At 50.2% G+C, this 17297-nt stretch carries 18 protein-coding genes; 7 read left to right on the forward strand and 11 right to left on the reverse strand.

Translation table 11 applies throughout. The annotated features are described in order from the left end of the window. Positions 1-90: 90 nt before the first annotated feature. Positions 91-879 (reverse strand): proteasome assembly chaperone family protein, encoded by a 789-nt coding sequence (locus MLAB_RS07435; RefSeq protein WP_052288995.1) that lies wholly within the window; start codon positions 877-879, stop codon positions 91-93. A gap of 135 nt (positions 880-1014) precedes the next feature. Between MLAB_RS07435 and MLAB_RS07440 the strand changes: the two genes are divergently transcribed. After that, on the forward strand, positions 1015-1359 hold the full coding sequence (locus MLAB_RS07440) for a DUF5611 family protein (RefSeq protein ID WP_048062099.1): 345 nt from the start codon (positions 1015-1017) through the stop codon (positions 1357-1359). Between the two features lie 72 nt (positions 1360-1431). On the opposite strand, the gene leuS is transcribed toward MLAB_RS07440, so the two are convergent. The 7 genes from leuS to MLAB_RS07475 form a co-directional block, all read right to left on the reverse strand. Next, the gene (leuS, locus tag MLAB_RS07445) at positions 1432-4230 is read right to left on the reverse strand and encodes a leucine--tRNA ligase (RefSeq protein ID WP_011833773.1); all 2799 of its coding nucleotides are present in this window, start codon (positions 4228-4230) and stop codon (positions 1432-1434) included. Between the two features lie 20 nt (positions 4231-4250). After that, positions 4251-6266: a PINc/VapC family ATPase gene (locus MLAB_RS07450; protein ID WP_011833774.1), complete on the reverse strand. Its 2016-nt coding sequence runs from the start codon at positions 6264-6266 to the stop codon at positions 4251-4253. Between the two features lie 73 nt (positions 6267-6339). Continuing rightward, positions 6340-6711, reverse strand: a complete 372-nt coding sequence (gene hisI, locus MLAB_RS07455) for a phosphoribosyl-AMP cyclohydrolase (protein ID WP_011833775.1) — start codon at positions 6709-6711, stop codon at positions 6340-6342. Positions 6712-6713: 2 nt separating this feature from the next. Further along, a complete protein-coding gene (locus tag MLAB_RS07460) occupies positions 6714-7289 on the reverse strand; it encodes a class I SAM-dependent methyltransferase (protein WP_011833776.1) in 576 nt (191 codons plus the stop codon). Next, the gene (hisF, locus tag MLAB_RS07465) at positions 7289-8095 is read right to left on the reverse strand and encodes an imidazole glycerol phosphate synthase subunit HisF (RefSeq protein ID WP_011833777.1); all 807 of its coding nucleotides are present in this window, start codon (positions 8093-8095) and stop codon (positions 7289-7291) included. Before hisF ends, MLAB_RS07460 begins: the two co-directional genes overlap by 1 nt. Positions 8096-8148: 53 nt before the next feature. Further along, the gene (locus MLAB_RS07470; RefSeq protein ID WP_011833778.1) at positions 8149-8997 is read right to left on the reverse strand and encodes a patatin-like phospholipase family protein; all 849 of its coding nucleotides are present in this window, start codon (positions 8995-8997) and stop codon (positions 8149-8151) included. A gap of 11 nt (positions 8998-9008) precedes the next feature. Then, positions 9009-9857 (reverse strand): patatin-like phospholipase family protein, encoded by an 849-nt coding sequence (locus MLAB_RS07475; protein ID WP_048062100.1) that lies wholly within the window; start codon positions 9855-9857, stop codon positions 9009-9011. 96 nt (positions 9858-9953) lie between these two features. Between MLAB_RS07475 and MLAB_RS07480 the strand changes: the two genes are divergently transcribed. Then, positions 9954-11180: an adenosylhomocysteinase gene (locus MLAB_RS07480; protein WP_011833780.1), complete on the forward strand. Its 1227-nt coding sequence runs from the start codon at positions 9954-9956 to the stop codon at positions 11178-11180. Positions 11181-11184: 4 nt separating this feature from the next. Here the strand turns inward: MLAB_RS07480 and MLAB_RS07485 are convergent, their stop codons facing one another. Together MLAB_RS07485 and MLAB_RS07490 are read right to left on the reverse strand one after the other, a co-directional pair. Further along, a complete protein-coding gene (locus tag MLAB_RS07485; RefSeq protein WP_011833781.1) occupies positions 11185-11904 on the reverse strand; it encodes a hypothetical protein in 720 nt (239 codons plus the stop codon). A gap of 3 nt (positions 11905-11907) precedes the next feature. Next, complete coding sequence (locus MLAB_RS07490; protein ID WP_048062101.1) at positions 11908-12663, reverse strand: DnaJ C-terminal domain-containing protein; 756 nt, start codon at positions 12661-12663, stop codon at positions 11908-11910. A 64-nt stretch (positions 12664-12727) separates the two neighbouring features. Here MLAB_RS07490 and MLAB_RS07495 point away from each other — a divergent pair, with 64 nt between their 5' ends. The 5 genes from MLAB_RS07495 to MLAB_RS07515 all read left to right on the forward strand — a co-directional run bounded on the left by MLAB_RS07495 (position 12728) and on the right by MLAB_RS07515 (position 16581). Next, positions 12728-13612, forward strand: coding sequence for a methanogenesis marker 12 protein (locus MLAB_RS07495; protein ID WP_011833783.1), 885 nt, complete (start codon positions 12728-12730; stop codon positions 13610-13612). A gap of 104 nt (positions 13613-13716) precedes the next feature. Continuing rightward, the gene (locus MLAB_RS07500; protein ID WP_011833784.1) at positions 13717-14265 is read left to right on the forward strand and encodes a pyruvate ferredoxin oxidoreductase subunit gamma; all 549 of its coding nucleotides are present in this window, start codon (positions 13717-13719) and stop codon (positions 14263-14265) included. Beyond that, entirely contained in the window at positions 14265-14531 is a 267-nt protein-coding gene (locus tag MLAB_RS07505) for a 4Fe-4S binding protein (RefSeq protein ID WP_011833785.1), read from the forward strand. The genes MLAB_RS07500 and MLAB_RS07505 overlap by 1 nt, the downstream gene beginning before the upstream one ends. Continuing rightward, a complete protein-coding gene (locus MLAB_RS07510; protein ID WP_011833786.1) occupies positions 14532-15689 on the forward strand; it encodes a transketolase C-terminal domain-containing protein in 1158 nt (385 codons plus the stop codon). Position 15690: 1 nt separating this feature from the next. Beyond that, entirely contained in the window at positions 15691-16581 is an 891-nt protein-coding gene (locus MLAB_RS07515; RefSeq protein WP_011833787.1) for a thiamine pyrophosphate-dependent enzyme, read from the forward strand. A 137-nt stretch (positions 16582-16718) separates the two neighbouring features. Here the strand turns inward: MLAB_RS07515 and MLAB_RS07520 are convergent, their stop codons facing one another. Continuing rightward, positions 16719-17297 carry a DUF5803 family protein gene (locus MLAB_RS07520; protein ID WP_011833788.1) on the reverse strand — a complete coding sequence of 193 codons (579 nt, stop codon included), beginning with the start codon at positions 17295-17297 and terminating at the stop codon, positions 16719-16721.

The raw sequence follows: 17297 nt of genomic DNA on the forward strand, positions 1-17297 counted from the left end.
GTTTTTCACAAAGATAAACCCTTCCTAAACCAACGAAGGAAAATCACATCTTTTTCAATCAACACAGAGATAAATGAAACGGGAAATGAATTACCCGTACATTATGTCTTCATCAAACGCAGTAGGAGGGACATCGCTCTTTTTCACGTCCTCGGCAAGTTTCTGGAGCATGGGTTCAATGGAATCGGCCTGGGCAATGAGCGGCTCGGTATCAAGCGCGAGGCCGTAGATAGAACTGATTACGGAAAGACCGGCTGCAGAAGCCCGCGGATCGACATCAAAGTTTGTTTCAACAAGAAAACCGGTGGCAGGAATATTCCTCAGACAGGCTTCCGTCAGAAATCCGCCGGTAATTCCGGTGATATTGAGAGCAGGGAGGATCTGACAGGAGGATTTGATTTTTTCAATGCCTTCGTTGGTTGTTGCAACGCCGAAGACGCGTTCTCCATCCCCGCCGGTAACCACACCGCCGATCAAAATGATCTCCGTAACTACAGTTCTGGCACATAGCCATTCGAGGATTCTGGAGGGAATCGTACACGAGCCTTCATCAGAGACAGGGACGTCAGAGAGAACAACGAGCAGCCGCCCTTTCTCATAAAGACGAAGAGGGGCCTGGGCAAGCCCGGCGGTCGCGAGAGAGACCGCAGGAAGAAGCGGGCTCGCAATATTTCCGATATGGGTGAAGGATAATGCCTCTACCAGATATTGAACTGCAATGCTTCCAACAAGGCCGGAACCCGGGAAACCTGCAATGAGGATTGTTTCTTTCGAGGAGGGTATCTCTGCCGAGACACGAACCAGAGGGTCGTCACCTGCGTGAAAGGCATTGATCAAACAATGTGTGCCGTTGTCACTGCCTTCTGAACTTTTTTCCATACTCTTTAGTCTCATTTTAGAGGGATAATACTTCGGATACGGTCGAAGAGGAAATCGATGTCATCCTCACGCACCAAACAAATAAGCTGCACTGGAAAGCAACTAATTTTAGACGGGCCGTCTATACTATATGGTATGCAGGAATACGAAGTAAAGCGCGGAAACACCAGCACTCTCGAAGAAAGGATAAAAACAGGGTTTTCAGATATTTTCGGCGTCAAACCAACGGTAAAAGACGGCCATTATATGATCTCCTACGGAAGCATGTCACGCCTCGAAGTATGGGCCGGAGAAAAAAACAAGACCTTGATGGTGGATACGGAAACGGATGCGACCATCCTTTCGATGCCGGACGAACAGGCAGACCCAATTATTCTGGACACAAATAAAAAGTTCAGAGCCTATCTTGATTTTGTCACCTGTTTTACCACAAAGGAACGGGTCAAACGGGCAAAGAAAGCAGCCGAGAAGGAAGAATAAAATACAAAAAATTTCTCTATTTTTTCGAGTCAAACTCTTTACAAAATCAAAAAAAAAGATTTGAGTGAAGGTTCACTCGATAACAAGTGCCGGCTTGAAAGGTAACGCCGATTTTGCCTTCGGGTGGGTACTTTCCTCTGCAGAGACGATCTCGACTACGAGTCTGCATTCCTTTTCAATGAAGGCAGATGCTGCCTGGAAGATAGCTTCCTCGTCAACGCCGTCTGCGATCGCAGATACCAGTTCCGGTGAAAGCGAGTGGATCAGCTTAACGGTCTGGAGAGAAGCATCGGTGGCCTCTTTTCCTTTTGCACGGAGCGATTCGTCAGCCATGACCGTCTTGATCACGTTTCTCTTATCCTCGGCACCGGCAACGATGGAGAAGAGATGACGCTTCCACTGCGGAGCGATGAAGAGCGTGACCTTGGCTGCCTCGATCTGAACGAGTTTCAGGATCGACTGGATATCTTCAAGAGTTCTCTGAATAAGAGACTCGGAGATCTCGACCGATTTGTTGATCTTAGATTCATCAGCCACAGGCCATGCTGCGAATGAGACAAGCCCCTCGTGACCGGTTTCCTTCCAGAGTTTTTCGGCGGTGTACGGGATGACCGGGGCCATCAGACGGATCCACTCGGACATTATCTCTTTCTGGACAGCGCCGCCAGACGAGCCTTCGGGAAGCCGTCTGCGGTACCACGCAAGGTCCGAGACAACACCATTGTATGCTTCCTGCAGGGCCTGTCTGGTCTGGAAAGCACACAGACACTTCGTCGTAGCGGCGATCCGCTGCTGCATGCGGGATACGAGCCATGCATCGATGGGAGTGGTCCCGGACGCGTCCGAGGAATCCAGAATGATCTGCCACATCCGCTCGATCTGTTTCTTGACGGAGAGAACGAGCTCGTTTCTCCAGTCGAAATCCTGCCAGGGTTCGGCTGAACCGACAAGGAACATACGAACGGTATCTGCACCGAACTCGTTTGCCGCATCTTCTAAGAGGAAAACATTTCCTTTCGAAGAAGACATCTTCATTCCGTTCAGTAATCCCATCCCGAAGACGACCATGCCTTTTGGCTGGAGGTTGTCCGGGAAGATCGCTTTGTGGTGGAAGAGCTGGAAGGTCAGGTGATTGGAGATCAGATCCTTGGCGCTGAAACGGTAATCATACGGATACCAGTACAGGAACTCAGAACGGAGTTCATGTAAGGTGGCCTCGTCGACCGGCATGTTTGCCGGGTCACCGATTCCAAGGAAGATATAGTCAAAGACCGCTGGTATGAGTTTTTCAGCCGGAATACTGGAAATCTTATGGGCGATGGTGTAATACGCCATATAGACGGTCGAGTCCGAGAGGGGTTCAAACAGCCACTTCGGATCCCACGGAACATGCGTCCCGAGACCGACACGGCGGGAACACGGCCACTCTTTGAGCCAGTCGATCGTCCGCTCGAACTCGGCGCGAACTTCGGCCGGAACAAGTTCAACCTTCGGCAGCTGTTCGTGGACCTGAGCTTTCCAGGCCTGATCGCCGTAGTTCAGGAACCACTGATCGTCCAGGATCTTGACATACACGCGCCCGCCGCAGCGGCAGATCACGCGTTTCTGACTCATCTCATGGAAAATGATCGAACCGCGCTCTTCAGTAAACTCGCGGGTCACATCTTCACGCGCCTGACGAACGGATTTTCCTGCATGGATACCGCAGTTATCGTTGAGTTTTCCTTTCGAGAACTCGGCGGTGTAAAGCTCCTGCGTGAGATCGTCCATCCGCGGATCATCCTGGTTGGGGATCTTGTTCTTTTCGACGATGTCCTGTGCCGGGACCGTTCCAAAGTTTGGAACGGTGACCAGAGGGATCGCTTTGATATCCGTATACTTTCCTTTTTCCTGAAGATCACGAAGAGCGATATAATCGAACGGCGCGTGGGCCGGAACGCTCATTACAAGACCGGATCCCATGTCCGGGTCTACGAAGGAAGCGGGAAGGATCGGAACATCGGCACCGGTATAGGGATTCTTTGCGGTCTTGTCGATGAGTTCGGTTCCCTGAAGCGTCGAGAGTTCTACAACGATGTGTTTCTGCATCCGGAGTTTTTCCGCTGCTTCCGTGCTGATGATCCATTTCTGACCGTCGACTTCAGCTTTTACATACGTGGTTTCCGGATTTGCCCAGAGATTTGTTACGCCGAAGATGGTCTCCGGACGAAGGGTGGCGCACGGGATCTGGAACTCGCCGAACTGATACATCACAAACACAAAGTGCATGATCTCAGCGGATTCGCCCTCAAGAAGATCATGATCACCGACAGGCTGATCACATGCAGGACAGTATCTGACCGGATACTCTCCCTTCTGCACTTTTCCCTGCCCGTAGATATGCGTGTACTGCCATTCGATGAATTTGCTGTATTGGGGGATGATGGTCGTGAACCGGCGTCTCCAGTCGATGGAAAGGCCGAGCTGTTTCATCACCCGTTCATATTCATCAGCGAAGTAATTCACGATCGTGATCGGGTCGGTGAAGTTCGCAAGAGTTTCCTTTGGGACCCGGTAGAGTTCGCCGTAGAGCTTGAGCGTTTTTTGATCTTTATTCGCGATGCGTTTTGCGATGCCGAGAACCGGAGCCCCGGTAACATGGAACGCCATCGGGAAAAGCACCTGTTTTCCCTGCATTCTCCAGAAGCGGGCAACCACGTCGGGGATGATGTAGGTCCTCCCGTGACCCACATGCATTGCGCCGCTCGGATAGGGGAATGCCACGTTTACGTACAGCTTGTCTTTCGTTTCATCAGGATTTGATTCGAATGCCGGTATCCACTCGTTGCGGATCTCCGGTTCAATTTCGGTCATTGCCAGGGTATTTGCCATTGTTGTTTTCACCTATTGTGTTAATCGACGGGACGGATCTTCAGTTCCTCATCGGCACCGTAGCGCCGTATCATTTCCATAGCGATACTTGAGTTTCGTGCGAGATGAATTTCACCGTAATCATCAACAGTTGCAGTAAACAGGTACTCCTTTCCTGAGAAAAGGTCTACGATTTTACCTGCATAATCCGGACAGATGATGGATAACTGTTTCTTCTCGCTCTTGATCTTAAATCCGGCAGACCCGCTGACGGGCGCCGGGACGTCATTGAAGAGGACCTCCCGTCCCGGTAGATCGCTTAGCGGACGGACATCGATCCCGACACCAACTTTGCTGACTACGGCAGCGATGTTTTTGCCGGCTTTGCCGATAGCCGCAGGAACGTCAGCATCTTCGATATAAACAGCAGCTTTCGTATCGGTGATCATGCGGACAACGATATCGCCTTCGGTAAACCGGCGGATCTCATTCTGGATCTCCTTTTCCAAAACGACCCATGCCGGATTGTCATCGGTGACCTCAAAGGTCGGCATGCTGTGAACCGGCGGCGCCGAGCGCTCCTCTTGGGAGGACTGCTCAGGAACAGTCGAAACCGGGGCTGGTGCTTTTGATTCGGCAACAGGAGCCAGGGTCGGTGCGGGAGCGGCTTTTGGAATGACAACCGGACTGACTTTGGAGAGCCCCGCAGCTGGCGTAACCATGACCTCTCCTTCATATCTGAAGGCTTCGGCGGCAGTTTCCTGCGTGATGATATTGGTAAGCCTGACGATCGGACGGATCTGGGGGTCGCCGATCTGTTCAAGAGCTTTGGGGACACCGAATCCGGTCGAGACATTGTAGATTTCAGAGATGTCCCCTGTCTTCACAAACACCATCGTAGCAACGATCTGCGGGATCAGATTCAGATCGACGAGGCTTGCAAGGCGGATCATTGCATCCAGTGCCGATTTCGCGTGCAGACCGCCGATGACTTTGATGCCGGACAGACGAAGATCGGCAAAGACCGAAAGTTCTTCGCTTCTGCGCATCTCGTCAAAAATAACATAATCCGGACGAAGCAGAGTCAGCACTTCACCGGTGGCGGCGATACTGCCGTCAAGGGATGTGTACTGCGTAATACTGTCCGGGACCATCAGATCGCGGGGAGACTCGATCGTCTTGACGATGAAGTTCTGACTGCCGAGATAAATCGCGATGTTCTGTTCAAGCGTGGATTTCCCGGAGCCAGGAGTTCCAACGATGAGCATACCGCCTGCTCCTTCCTTAAGACGGTCCTTGAGTGCCGCCGCATAATTATAGGACTCAAAGGAGACCTCGCGTGTAGGGCGGACCACCGTTACTTCGATTCCATCGGAAAACGGCGGACGGGTCGTTGTGATCCGCATTGAGCCGATCTGGGATACGGTGACCCCCGGCATCTCGACCTCGACAAACCCGTCAGGGTGACGTTTGGCACGCTCAAGGCATTCCTGAGCAATGGCACGGAGCTCGTATTCAGTGGCCGGAGCCTCTCTGATCTGGACAAGCCGGGATTCTTTGATCGTACCTTTGCGGGCGCAGGGAGCCACACGCTCTTTTAAGTACACGGCAAAGGTGTTTTCGTCAAAGAACTCATCGATCTGAAGGGGAGCAAAGTTGTCCGTTGTTTCGGACTTCAGATAGATGACCTCGAGTCCTTTCGCTCTTGCAACCTCAGCCTGAACATAGTCACTCGTAAGGAACGTAGCGCCGTGTTCGATAGCGACTGCCCGGATCATGGAATCGATCTCGCCGCCGCCAGCTAATTTGACCTGTTCCAGTCTCGGTCTTTCACCGACATATTGGAGAGTGATCCTGCCCTGTTTGGCTAGAACACAAAGTTTCTGCAGCTCGGCAAGACCGGAGAATCCTATCTCTCTGCCCTGATTCGCCTGTGCCTCGAGTTCGGCAAAGACTGCTTCAGGTATTATTATCGTTGCGTCACGGTATTCCCCTTTCTCGATCAGGGCGGTAACGCGGCCGTCAATGACGACGCTGGTATCAGGTACGAGTATCATAAAATATTCAACCAATATTTATGGGGTTTCAATAGGATATTAGTATAGTGTTCCAAAAGGTGCAGTAAATGATTCACCTTGAGTAGATATCTGCCGGATCCTTCAATCTTGGAAGAATCACCTCGCCTTCCATCGTTCTAAAAAAACAACTGGCGTATCCTTCATGGCAGGCACACCCGGTCTGTTCAACCAGATACAACAGACAATCCTCATCGCAGTCGACACAGATACGGACGATCTTTTGCAGGTGGCCCGACTCCTCGCCTTTTTTCCAGAGTTTGTTTCTCGAACGGCTGAAGTAGTGGGCATAGCCGGTTGAGCGGGTCAGAGAAACGGCCTCTTCATTCGCAAAAGCAAACATGAGGACCTGGAGGGTCTTTGCATCCTGGACGATCACCGGGATGAGTCCGTCATGGTATTTGAGTGAAGGGAAAAGGTCAGGCATAATTATTCACTGTTGGTTTTTTTATGAGATAAGAGAATCTCTTCCCGGCGGTTGTTCACGCCTTTTATCCGAAGATTCCATGAGACTGTGGAGAGATCGGAAGGACCGAAAAGAGAGATGAGTTCCTCAGGTTCGAAATAATGCGTAACGATCCCGTCGCCCCGCAGAAATGACGACGGCTCGATCTCGGTCCCTTTTCCATACCGGAAATCGTTTCTGGAAAAATCTTTGAAATATAACACACCCTCAGGTTTTAGGACGCGGAGCATCTCCTCTGCCGCTGTTTTCCTTTCCGAAAATGAAAGATGACCGAGAACATGCCAGCAGAAAATGATATCAAAGACAGAATCGTTGAACGGAAGAGAACGGACATCTCCAACCAGAGCCGATGAGCCGGCAAGCTGGACGGCGGCAGATGAAATATCGATTCCGACCGCATTTTGGCCAAGTGAACGAAGCGTCTTTCCATTGCCGCATCCGGTCTCAAGGATAAGAGCATTTTCCGGGATCTCGGGCAGGAGATAGGATGCCCCTGCCCACAGAGACCCGCGTGCCTGATAATCGGTCTGCCACCCCATTACAACCGGACCAAAACGCCCCGGGAAGCCAAATACTCCTTCACGGATCGGATCGTCATCTCTCCGTAATGGAAGACACTTGCCGCAAGGCATGCATCAGCTTTTCCTTTCACAAAGCCGTCGTAAAAATGTTCAAGGGTCCCGACCCCACCGGATGCGATCACCGGAACATCGACATTTTCCGAGATGGCTGCGGTGATCTCCAAATCGAAACCGGTCTTGACGCCGTCTGTTTCCATCGATGTGAGAAGGATCTCGCCGGCACCTCTTTTGACACCTTCCTGCGCCCAGGAGACCGCATCGATGCCGGTCCGCTGGCTGCCACCGTAGATGACCACTTCATACCAGCAGACTCTCCCGTCTGCGAGATGGATCGGGGTCACGCCGTCCCGCATCTCATAATTTCTCCGGACATCTTCGGCAAGAACGATACATTGATTCCCGAACAGATGTGATCCTTCGTTGATTACGTCAGGAGTTTTTACCGCAGACGTGTTCAGACTTACCTTATCGGCGCCGGCACGCAGAATATCCTGAATATCTTTGACCGTACGAATCCCGCCGCCGACCGTCAACGGAAGAAACAGCTCATCGGCAGCCCGGCCGATCACGTCGATCATCGTATCGCGATTGTCCTTCGAGGCCGCAATATCCAGAAATACGACCTCATCGGCACCCTGTTCATTATATCGTGAGGCGAGCTCGACAGGATCACCTGCATCGCGAAGCCCTTCAAAATTTACGCCCTTTACTACCCTTCCTGCTTTCAGATCAAGACAGGGAATGATTCGCCGGGTAAGTCCCATAGGATATGATTGGTGTTTTTTGGAGAAAAGCCTGTTTGAAAAAGGAGAATGGATTACTTTTCCAGAAACGCTTTCAGATCATCCATTCTGGCAATTGTATCCCGATATCCGTCATCATAAAGAGCAGCGAGCTTTGTTTTGTTCGTCTCGACTCTGCCGATGTTCACCGGTTTTTGGGGCCGGAGGACAAAAGCCCGGCAGGCAGATTCCTCTTGTGCCAGAAGATCCAGCGTCTGATTATATCGGAGGTGACGCGTCGCAAGCTGATCGACAAGATGCGGATATTTTCTATAGAAGATTTTCAAAAGGGGAACGATCTTCATCGGCTTTTTTCGATAGGTGATGTCCTGTGTTAAGACAATAACATTTTTGACGTTTCCGTCATCGATAGAACGCTGCAAAGGAATCGAATCAGCAACCCCGCCGTCAAGATATTCTGCTCCGTTGATCAAAACTGGTTTTGCAAGGAGAGGGAGAGAACTCGATGCCTGAAGAACATTCACCTCTTCACGCATATTTTTCAGATGAAAATATTCAGCTTCGCCTGTTTCACAGTTGGTAACGACAACAGACAGTATTCCAGCATATCTGGAAAACGTATCATAATCATACGGATCAAGCTTTTCCGGAATGGTATGATAGAGCATTTCCGGACCGAAGAGATTTCCTGTCGTCAAAAGATTTCGAAGACTACAGTACCGTTTATCTCCAATATAATCGGTCGTTACCCGATATGCCCTTCTGCGCTGTTTTGCGAGGAACGATGCGGCATTGCAGGCCCCAACCGAGACGCCGTAACAACGGGAAAACTCCAGATCATTATCCAGAAATGCATCGATAACCCCTGTCGTATAGGCGCCGCGCATTCCGCCCCCTTCGAAAATCAAGCCTGCAGAATACATTGGATGAAGCCTCACTTCTCCAGAAATGCGATCAGATCATCAATTACGTCCACTGTCTCCTGATACCCTTCTTCATAGAATGGAGCGATTCTCTTCATGTTGAAGTCCATTCTGGAGACCTCGACCGGCTTTTGTGGACGAATAATAAATGCTCTGCCGGCTTTTTCTTCCCTGTCTACAACTTTCAATGCTTCATTATACCGGATATGGCGGGTCGCAACCATATCGACCATCTTCGGATACTTGGCGTAGGCAATTCTCAAAACAGGCACGGTTTTATCCGGCTTTTTTTGATAACCTGCAGCCTGTGTCAGAACGAGAACGTTTTTCGTATTGCCGTCGGCAATGGAGCGTTCGATGGGAATTGAATCGGATATCCCACCGTCGAAGTAATAGTTCTCGCCGACTTTGACTTTTTTCGCAAGGATCGGGAGGGAGCTGGATGCATGAATCATCTCCACATCCTCCTGCATGATCTTTACCTGGAGATACTCTGCCTCTCCCGTTTCGCAGTTTGTCACCACGCTGAAAAATTTTCCCGGATATCTGTTGTATTCATCGTAATCGAACGGGTCAAGCTCTTCAGGAATCGTATGATAGAGCATTTCCGGACCGATAAGATCTCCTTTGGTAAGCAGATTCCAGTAACTGAAGTATCGTTTATCGTCGATATAGTCGGTCATGGTCCGGTAGGCTCTCCCGTGCTGTTTGGAGAGATAGCTCGCACAATGACAGGCACCGGATGAAACACCATAGCATGAGCTGAATTCCAGTTTATTATCGATCAGCGCATCGATGACCCCGGCCGTATAGGCGCCGCGCATCCCGCCCCCTTCGAAGATCAAACCAGCAGAATACATGTGGTTAGTAGTTTGCTCTCTGATGAATTGTATATTTTCCGCAGAAATCAGAGCCGCAGGCAATGAATAATAGTCATGCAGACCAACAGATAAGGCATGACAAGCTCGGGCGAACTGAAAATACAGTGGGCTTCCCAGTATATGCCGGTCTTATCGGCGATCAAAAAACGCTTTGAAGAGGAGAAACCTCTCAAAGGTCAAAGGATAGGAATGGCTCTGCATGTTGAGGCAAAGACGGCATGTCTTGTCAGAACGCTTCAGGCAGGCGGGGCCGAGGTGTATATTACCGGCTGCAATCCGCTTTCCACACAGGATGACGTGGCTGAGGCTCTTTCAGCAGGCGGCATCGCCTGTTATGCGAAGAGAGGCTGCAATACCGAGGAGTATTATGCGGCGATCGATAAAGTGCTGGATGCAAAACCAACCCTGACCATCGATGACGGTATGGATCTGATCAACAGAGTTCATCTTGACAGAAGAGACGCGCTCCCGCAGATCATCGGGGCATGCGAAGAAACAACAACGGGTATCCACCGGCTGAAGGCAATGCAGGCTGAAGGAAAACTCGAGTTTCCGGTTTTATCGGTGAACGACACACCGATGAAGCATTACTTCGACAATGTTCACGGAACCGGCGAAAGTGCTCTCGCCTCGATCATGCTGACGACAAACGTCCTGATTGCCGGAAAACACGTTGTTGTTGCCGGATACGGATACTGCGGGAGAGGCGTCGCCACCAAAGCACGCGCTCTTGGAGCACGGGTCATCGTCACGGAAGTCGATCCTCGCCGGGCCCTTCAGGCACACTTCGACGGTTTTGACGTGATGAGTATGAATGACGCGGCAAAAGTCGGCGATCTCTTCATCACGACGACCGGAAACTGCGATATCATTACTGACCATCACTTCCCTCTGTTAAAATCCGGAGCGATCCTCGCAAATGCCGGCCATTTCAACAATGAGATCTCCATTCCCTGGCTCGAAACTCATGCATCGTCGGTTGAACACCGCGACGGAATCGACACCTACCTCATTGGAGACAAAAAGATCCACCTCCTAGCAGAAGGAAGACTGGTCAATCTCGCGACGCCGAAAGGAATGGGACACCCGATCGAAGTCATGGACCTGAGTTTTGCAGTCCAGGCGCTTGGCGTCGAATACATGGCAAAGAACGGCAAAAATTTGTCAGCGGGCGTTCACGACATCCCTTCAGAGATTGATGAATATATTGCCCGGCTAAAACTGGCGGCTGTAGGCGCAACGATCGATGAGCTCTCCTGCGGTCAAAAAGAGTATATGTGCTCGTGGAACCACGGCACATAATATTTTATTCAGCTTTTTCTTTTTTCCAGACCAGCCGCTTCTCTATGACCTCTTCAGCAAAAATCAGGAACGCATACGATGCATACGAAAAGACATTCGTTGTCAGCAGATAGGTGTCGGGAATTTTTCTTGCATTGGTATTTCCGACGATCCTGACAAAATCCAGCGCATATAATGCATCATCACTCAAAAGACCAGTCCTGCCGATCACCCCGCAAAGAGTTCCGAACTTTGTGTTGTCGGCACGGATTTTCTGTTGTTTACAGATGAGTTCAGCGATACTCATCGTGATATCGCAGAGTTTTCTGGTGGCGGTCTCTGATTTTTTCTGGCGGGAGATGGGATCGAGATCACGAAATACCGGATGGACCGCCGCGATTTCAATAAACCGTTTCATGCGCATCTCGTACCCCGAGAGAACGGCAGAGCGTTCATAGATGCTGAGTTCCAGATTAAGCCCTTTTTCCCTTGGAAGAGAGTACCTGATCAGGAGAGATGAACCAACGCCGCCGGACGGGACGGAGAGGATAACGTCGCCAATGTTCTGCATATCGTAGAGCGCGTTGCTGCACATCGAAAGCCTGTTGGATGCTTTGAGTGTTTTGTGCAGTTCTCCAGCCGTAACTTCGATATGCGAGGAGCCGCGCTCCGTTGCCGCATCAAATCTGCGGTACAGTTCGTGATGAAAATCGGCCGCAGTAAGGTTTCCGTTTTTTTCGGTCATGATTCATCCAAAAAGGCCAAAGAGACCTTTTTTCTTTGCAACTTCAACCTCGATGATGATATTGCCTTTCTTCTTCGGAGACAAAACGCCAAGTCCTTTTCCTTCCGGCGGTGCAAAACGGTCTCCGGTTTTTACACCCGCAGGAACAGTGATCTTAATGGTTTTATTAAACAGCAGGGTAAGAGGGATCACGCCGCCCTGTTCTGCGATTTTCGGAGGGATCTGCAGACGGCAGATCAGATCGTTTGTTGCATCATCGATCTCCCAGTTATCTTCAGGAATAACTTTGAGATTCACATACAGATCCCCCCGGGGTTTTCCTTCGACAGGCACCCCTTTGTTAGCAATTCTGTATCGTCTGACCCCGGGATAGACTTTGATGACGACCTTTTCACCCGCGACCTTCATCGGGATCTTGCCTTTTCCATATGCGGCGATCGTCATGGATATCGGATAATCCGTTTCGATATCGCCGCTTTTTGTCGGCATTCCCGACATTTTTTTGCCACGGGGCTGAGTGGAGAAAATGGGAACATCGGCACGTTCGGCGTCGTAGGCGGCCTTGGTTTCCGGATTGCCGAGAACCTCATATGCGGCCATTATTTCGAGCAGGCGCTCGTTGTACTCCTGCTGTTTATCCTCGCTTTCACCCGCGTGATCTGGATGGAACTCTTTTACGAGAGCAACATAGGCTTTTTTTATCATTTCCGGCGTTGCATTTTCTGCTACGCCGAGCGTATCATAGTGGGAATCGCCCATTCTACTCATCTATTGGTGTTATAAAGGATAGAACTTATCTCATATTCGAGCAATACATTCCTGTATGTATATCGGAGTCGACCACGGGACAACGTCTCTTCGGTTCGCAACAGAAACCGGAAAACATCTGAAAATATCCCGGGAGGCGGCTAAAAGTTTTGAACTTTCGGCTCTGGAAAAGATCTGCCCTGTCAACGAGATAGAAGGATTCGCTGTATGCTATTCAATGGGAGATAATTTTTCCAAAATAACACCTATTGCTCAGCTGAAAAACCGGGGAGTCATCACGCGTGACGGTGCCGGAGAACATATAGGCGGAGGGACGCGGGTTTTCGATGTCATAAAAGAATCGGGAATTCCCGCAATGGTCATTCCGGGCATTCACCGCGGATCCGATACCGACCCCAGATTCAAAGTGTATTCCCATCAGACAAGTCCGGAAAAACTCGGGATAGCCTACCTTGCAAAACAGACGCTTCACGACACGTTTATCGTGTCGGATATCAGTTCCAACACCGTGTCTCTTCTCGTTGCGAACGGAAAAATTGTCGGGGCATTCGACGCATGCGTCTTCGCACCGGGAACCCAGCACGGAGCACTCGATGTTGATGCAATCAGAAAAATCGATGAGGGAGAGTGTACCGCAAATGAAGCGTTTACGACGGCGGGCGTCTCATATCATCTCGAGGAAAAATATCAAAAGCCGGCGATCGCCATGTGGGCCGCGATGGAATGCGCCTCGCTTCTTCTTCTTTCACGCGAGGCTCCAATTGCCTTGGCAGGCAGTCTCGCACCGGAATTGGCCGAAGAAATATCCGCATTGCTGCAAAAACCAGTCATCGTGTACAACGAATGGGCAGCATCCGAAGGACTTGCGCTTATGGCACGGGATATCTTTAACGGGGCAAAACAGATTCTTGGAATTTCAGTGATACAGACCCCCAAATAATAATTCACCCCCACGCTGCACCTTTTTTTACATTGTGCGGTCTTTTTTCAGGAAATTTGCAAACAGTAAATTCATATTGATTAATCGTGATAAATATAAGTGTTATGAGAGAACTACGCATCCACGGAAGAGGTGGACAGGGCTCGGTGACGGCTGCAGAATTAATAGCGACGGCAGCATTCACCGCAGGCGTCTATTCACAGGCATTCCCGGCATTTGGCGTTGAACGCCGCGGAGCCCCCGTGCAGGCATTTGTGCGGTTCAGCGATGAAAAAATCCGCCTCAGAAGTCAGATTTATGAACCGGACTACATCATCGTTCAGGACAGCACGCTGATCCGCGATGTGAATGTATTTGCAGGCATGTCGGAAGGCGGAATTGCCATTATCAACACAGAAAAAGATGGGGCAGGATACGATCTTCCAAAAGGAGTAAAACTGATCACCATTGATGCAACAAAGGTTGCCCTTGAAGAAATAGGACTTCCCATCACCAATACTACCCTGATGGGAGCATTTGCTGCCGCAAGCGGCGAGATCACCCTCGAAGCTCTTGAAGGAGCAATCAAAGAGCGATTCGACGCGAAACTTGCAGACAGCAATATCGCCGCAGCAAAACGTGCATATGCGATGGTAAAGGAGGGACGCGTATAATGGCTCTTGGAATTGGATGCACGGCACGCCCGGGCAACAGCAGAAACAACAAAACCGGTTCATGGAGAGTATTCTACCCAGTAATGGACACGGAAAAATGTACAAAATGTGGAACATGTCAGCTGATCTGTCCAGAAGGTTGTATCAATCAGAATCCTGACAAAACCTATTCTATCGATCTTGACTTCTGTAAAGGATGCGGCATGTGCGCCGAGGAATGTCCTGACAAAGCTAAGGCTATCCACATGGTTAAGGAGGAAAAATAAATGACGATGGAAATTATGGAGGGTTCGATCGCGATCGCAGAAACCGTACGTCTCTGCAGACCACAGGTTATCTCCGCATATCCGATCACCCCGCAGACCCACATCGTCGAAGGACTGGCGTCGATCGTGGCTGATGGAAGACTTGACGCAGAATACATCTGTGTGGAGTCTGAGTTTTCCGCTCTCTCGGCATGCATCGGTGCCTCGGCAGCCGGAAGCAGAGTCTATTCGGCAACGACATCCCAGGGTCTCGCACTGATGGGAGAGGTCGTGTTCAACGCAGCAGGAATGAGACTGCCGATCGTTATGGGTATCGCAAACCGCGCGATTTCCGCACCGCTCTCGATCTGGAACGACCAGCAGGATTCAATCATGATGAGAGACTCCGGATGGATCCAGCTCTATGCAGAAGACAACCAGGAGGCAATCGACATGCACATCCTCGCATACAAAGTCTGCGAAGACCACAACATTCTGCTCCCGGCTTTCGTTTGTTTCGACGGATTTATTCTGTCCCATGTATATGAGCCGATCGACCTCCCCTCGCAGGAACTCGTTGACTCATTCCTCGGACCGTTCAACCCCTATCAGAAACTGGATGCAAAGGATCCGATCTCCTTTGGTATGTATGCAACACCGGAATACTATCTGGAGTTCAGATACGAACATGATCAGGCGGTCAAACGTGCGGCCGAAGCCATTAAAAAATACGGAAAAGAGTTCGGCGAAGTTTTCGGCCGCGACTACTCGGAGCTAGTCGTCGGTTACAAACTTGAAGATGCCGAAACCGCAATAGTTGCAATGGGTTCCATCTGCGGTACCGTCAAAGACGCGATCGATGAGATGCGTGCAGAAGGAAAGAAAGTCGGACTCTTGAATCTCCGCTGCTTCCGTCCGTTCCCGTCAACCGATGTTGCAAAGGCTCTCGCCCATGTCAACACCATCGCAGTTCTCGATAAAAACGTCAGTCTGGGTGCAAAAGGGGCAGTCGCAATCGAAATCAAGGAAGCCTGCTACGGATCGAACATACCGATCTACGATTATATCCTTGGTCTCGGCGGCCGCGACGTACGAAAGAGAGACATCAAAAAGATCGTCGAACTCGCAGAAAAAGGCGAGGGCGATATGTTCTATGGATTACGCGAGGAGGTGCTCTGAAATGGTAGACAGATCTATTGAAAACTTTGAATGCGGGCACAGAGCCTGCGGAGGCTGCGGAGCATCATCTGCAGTCCGTATGATCCTGAAAGGCTACGGCGAAAACACGATCGTAGTCAACTCAACCGGATGCCTGGAGGTTTTCTCAACACCGTATCCGGAAACCGCATGGAAAACTCCCTGGATTCACTCGCTGTTCGAAAACGCATCGGCAGTCGCATCGGGTATCGAAGCATCCCTCAAAAAGCAGGGACGTCTTGACACGGAAAAGATCCTCGTCTTCGGCGGGGATGGTGCCACGGTTGATATCGGAACGCTCTGTATCTCCGGCGCTTTTGAACGCGGACATGACTTCACATACATCTGCTATGACAATGAAGCATACATGAACACGGGAATCCAGCGGTCCGGGGCAACACCCTACGACGCAGATACAACAACATCTCCCGCAGGCGTCTGCTCAACCGGAAACAACCTTCCAAAGAAAGATTACCCGCAGATCCTTGTCGCTCACGGTTCGCCTTACGTTGCCACCGCTTCCATGGCCTACCCTGCAGATCTGATGAAAAAAGTCGAAAAAGCACGAAACATCAAAGGTCCCTGCTATATCCAGGTACACACACCCTGCTGTACCGGATGGGGATTCGACGGTGCCAAGACAATGGAAATCGGCAGAATGGCAGTCGAATGCGGCCTCTGGGTCAATTACGAAATCATTGACGGCGAACTTACAACCGTGAAAAAAGTGAAAAGAGTTCCGGTCGATGATTACCTCAAAGCACAGAAACGCTTCCGTCACCTCTTCAAACCGCTAAGGAATGATGCCGAGATCGCAAAGATCCAGGCAATTGCCGACAAAAATGCCAAGAAGTACGGCATCGATATTGAATAGAATCAGTATCCAAAACTCATTCAATTCTTTTTTTTAACTTTACATAGGCGAACCACTTGTACTGATCAACACCCAAATCAAATCAGGACAAGAAAAAAAGCAAAAATAAAAAAATGATATCGGAGAAATATCGCCGTTTAGAAATCCTTCATCGGTTTTCGTTTCAGTCTGAGATACCTTATGCCCGCTATAATAAACACAACGCCCCAGATCCCTAAGAAAATGTAGAGAAGCGGTTCACGCACGTCATCGTAAAACGTGAACGAGGCAGTCGTTGTATTCTCAAAGGTGACCATCGAACCATAGGATGAATTGTCCGAAGAAGATACAACACCCCCGGTCCCAACCGTACCTAAGATCAGATGCCCTGTCTGAAACCGTTCAGGGAGATAAACCGAGACATTGTACGGCTCGGGATATTTCAGATAAACCAATCCGTTCTCGATTTTCGCAGAGTAGTTCAGCGTGTAATTCCCCGCAGGAAACGAAACGGTTTTTCCATTTTGGGTATACTCGACAACGCCGCTCTCGTTTTGGATCGTCAGATTGTCGACCGAAAGGGCAACCTCCTCACCTAAGAAACCGGGTTTCACCAGGAGAAATGTACTCTGATTAATCAGAGTAGCATTCGCCGTCAGAACGGTCCCGTCATCCGATACAAAATACACTGCAGAGTTTGCAGCCGCAGGGACTGCAAACAAAGCAAGCAGGACCAC

Origin of the sequence: Methanocorpusculum labreanum Z, assembly GCF_000015765.1 — an archaeon.
GTDB classification, from domain to species: Archaea; Halobacteriota; Methanomicrobia; order Methanomicrobiales; family Methanocorpusculaceae; genus Methanocorpusculum; species Methanocorpusculum labreanum.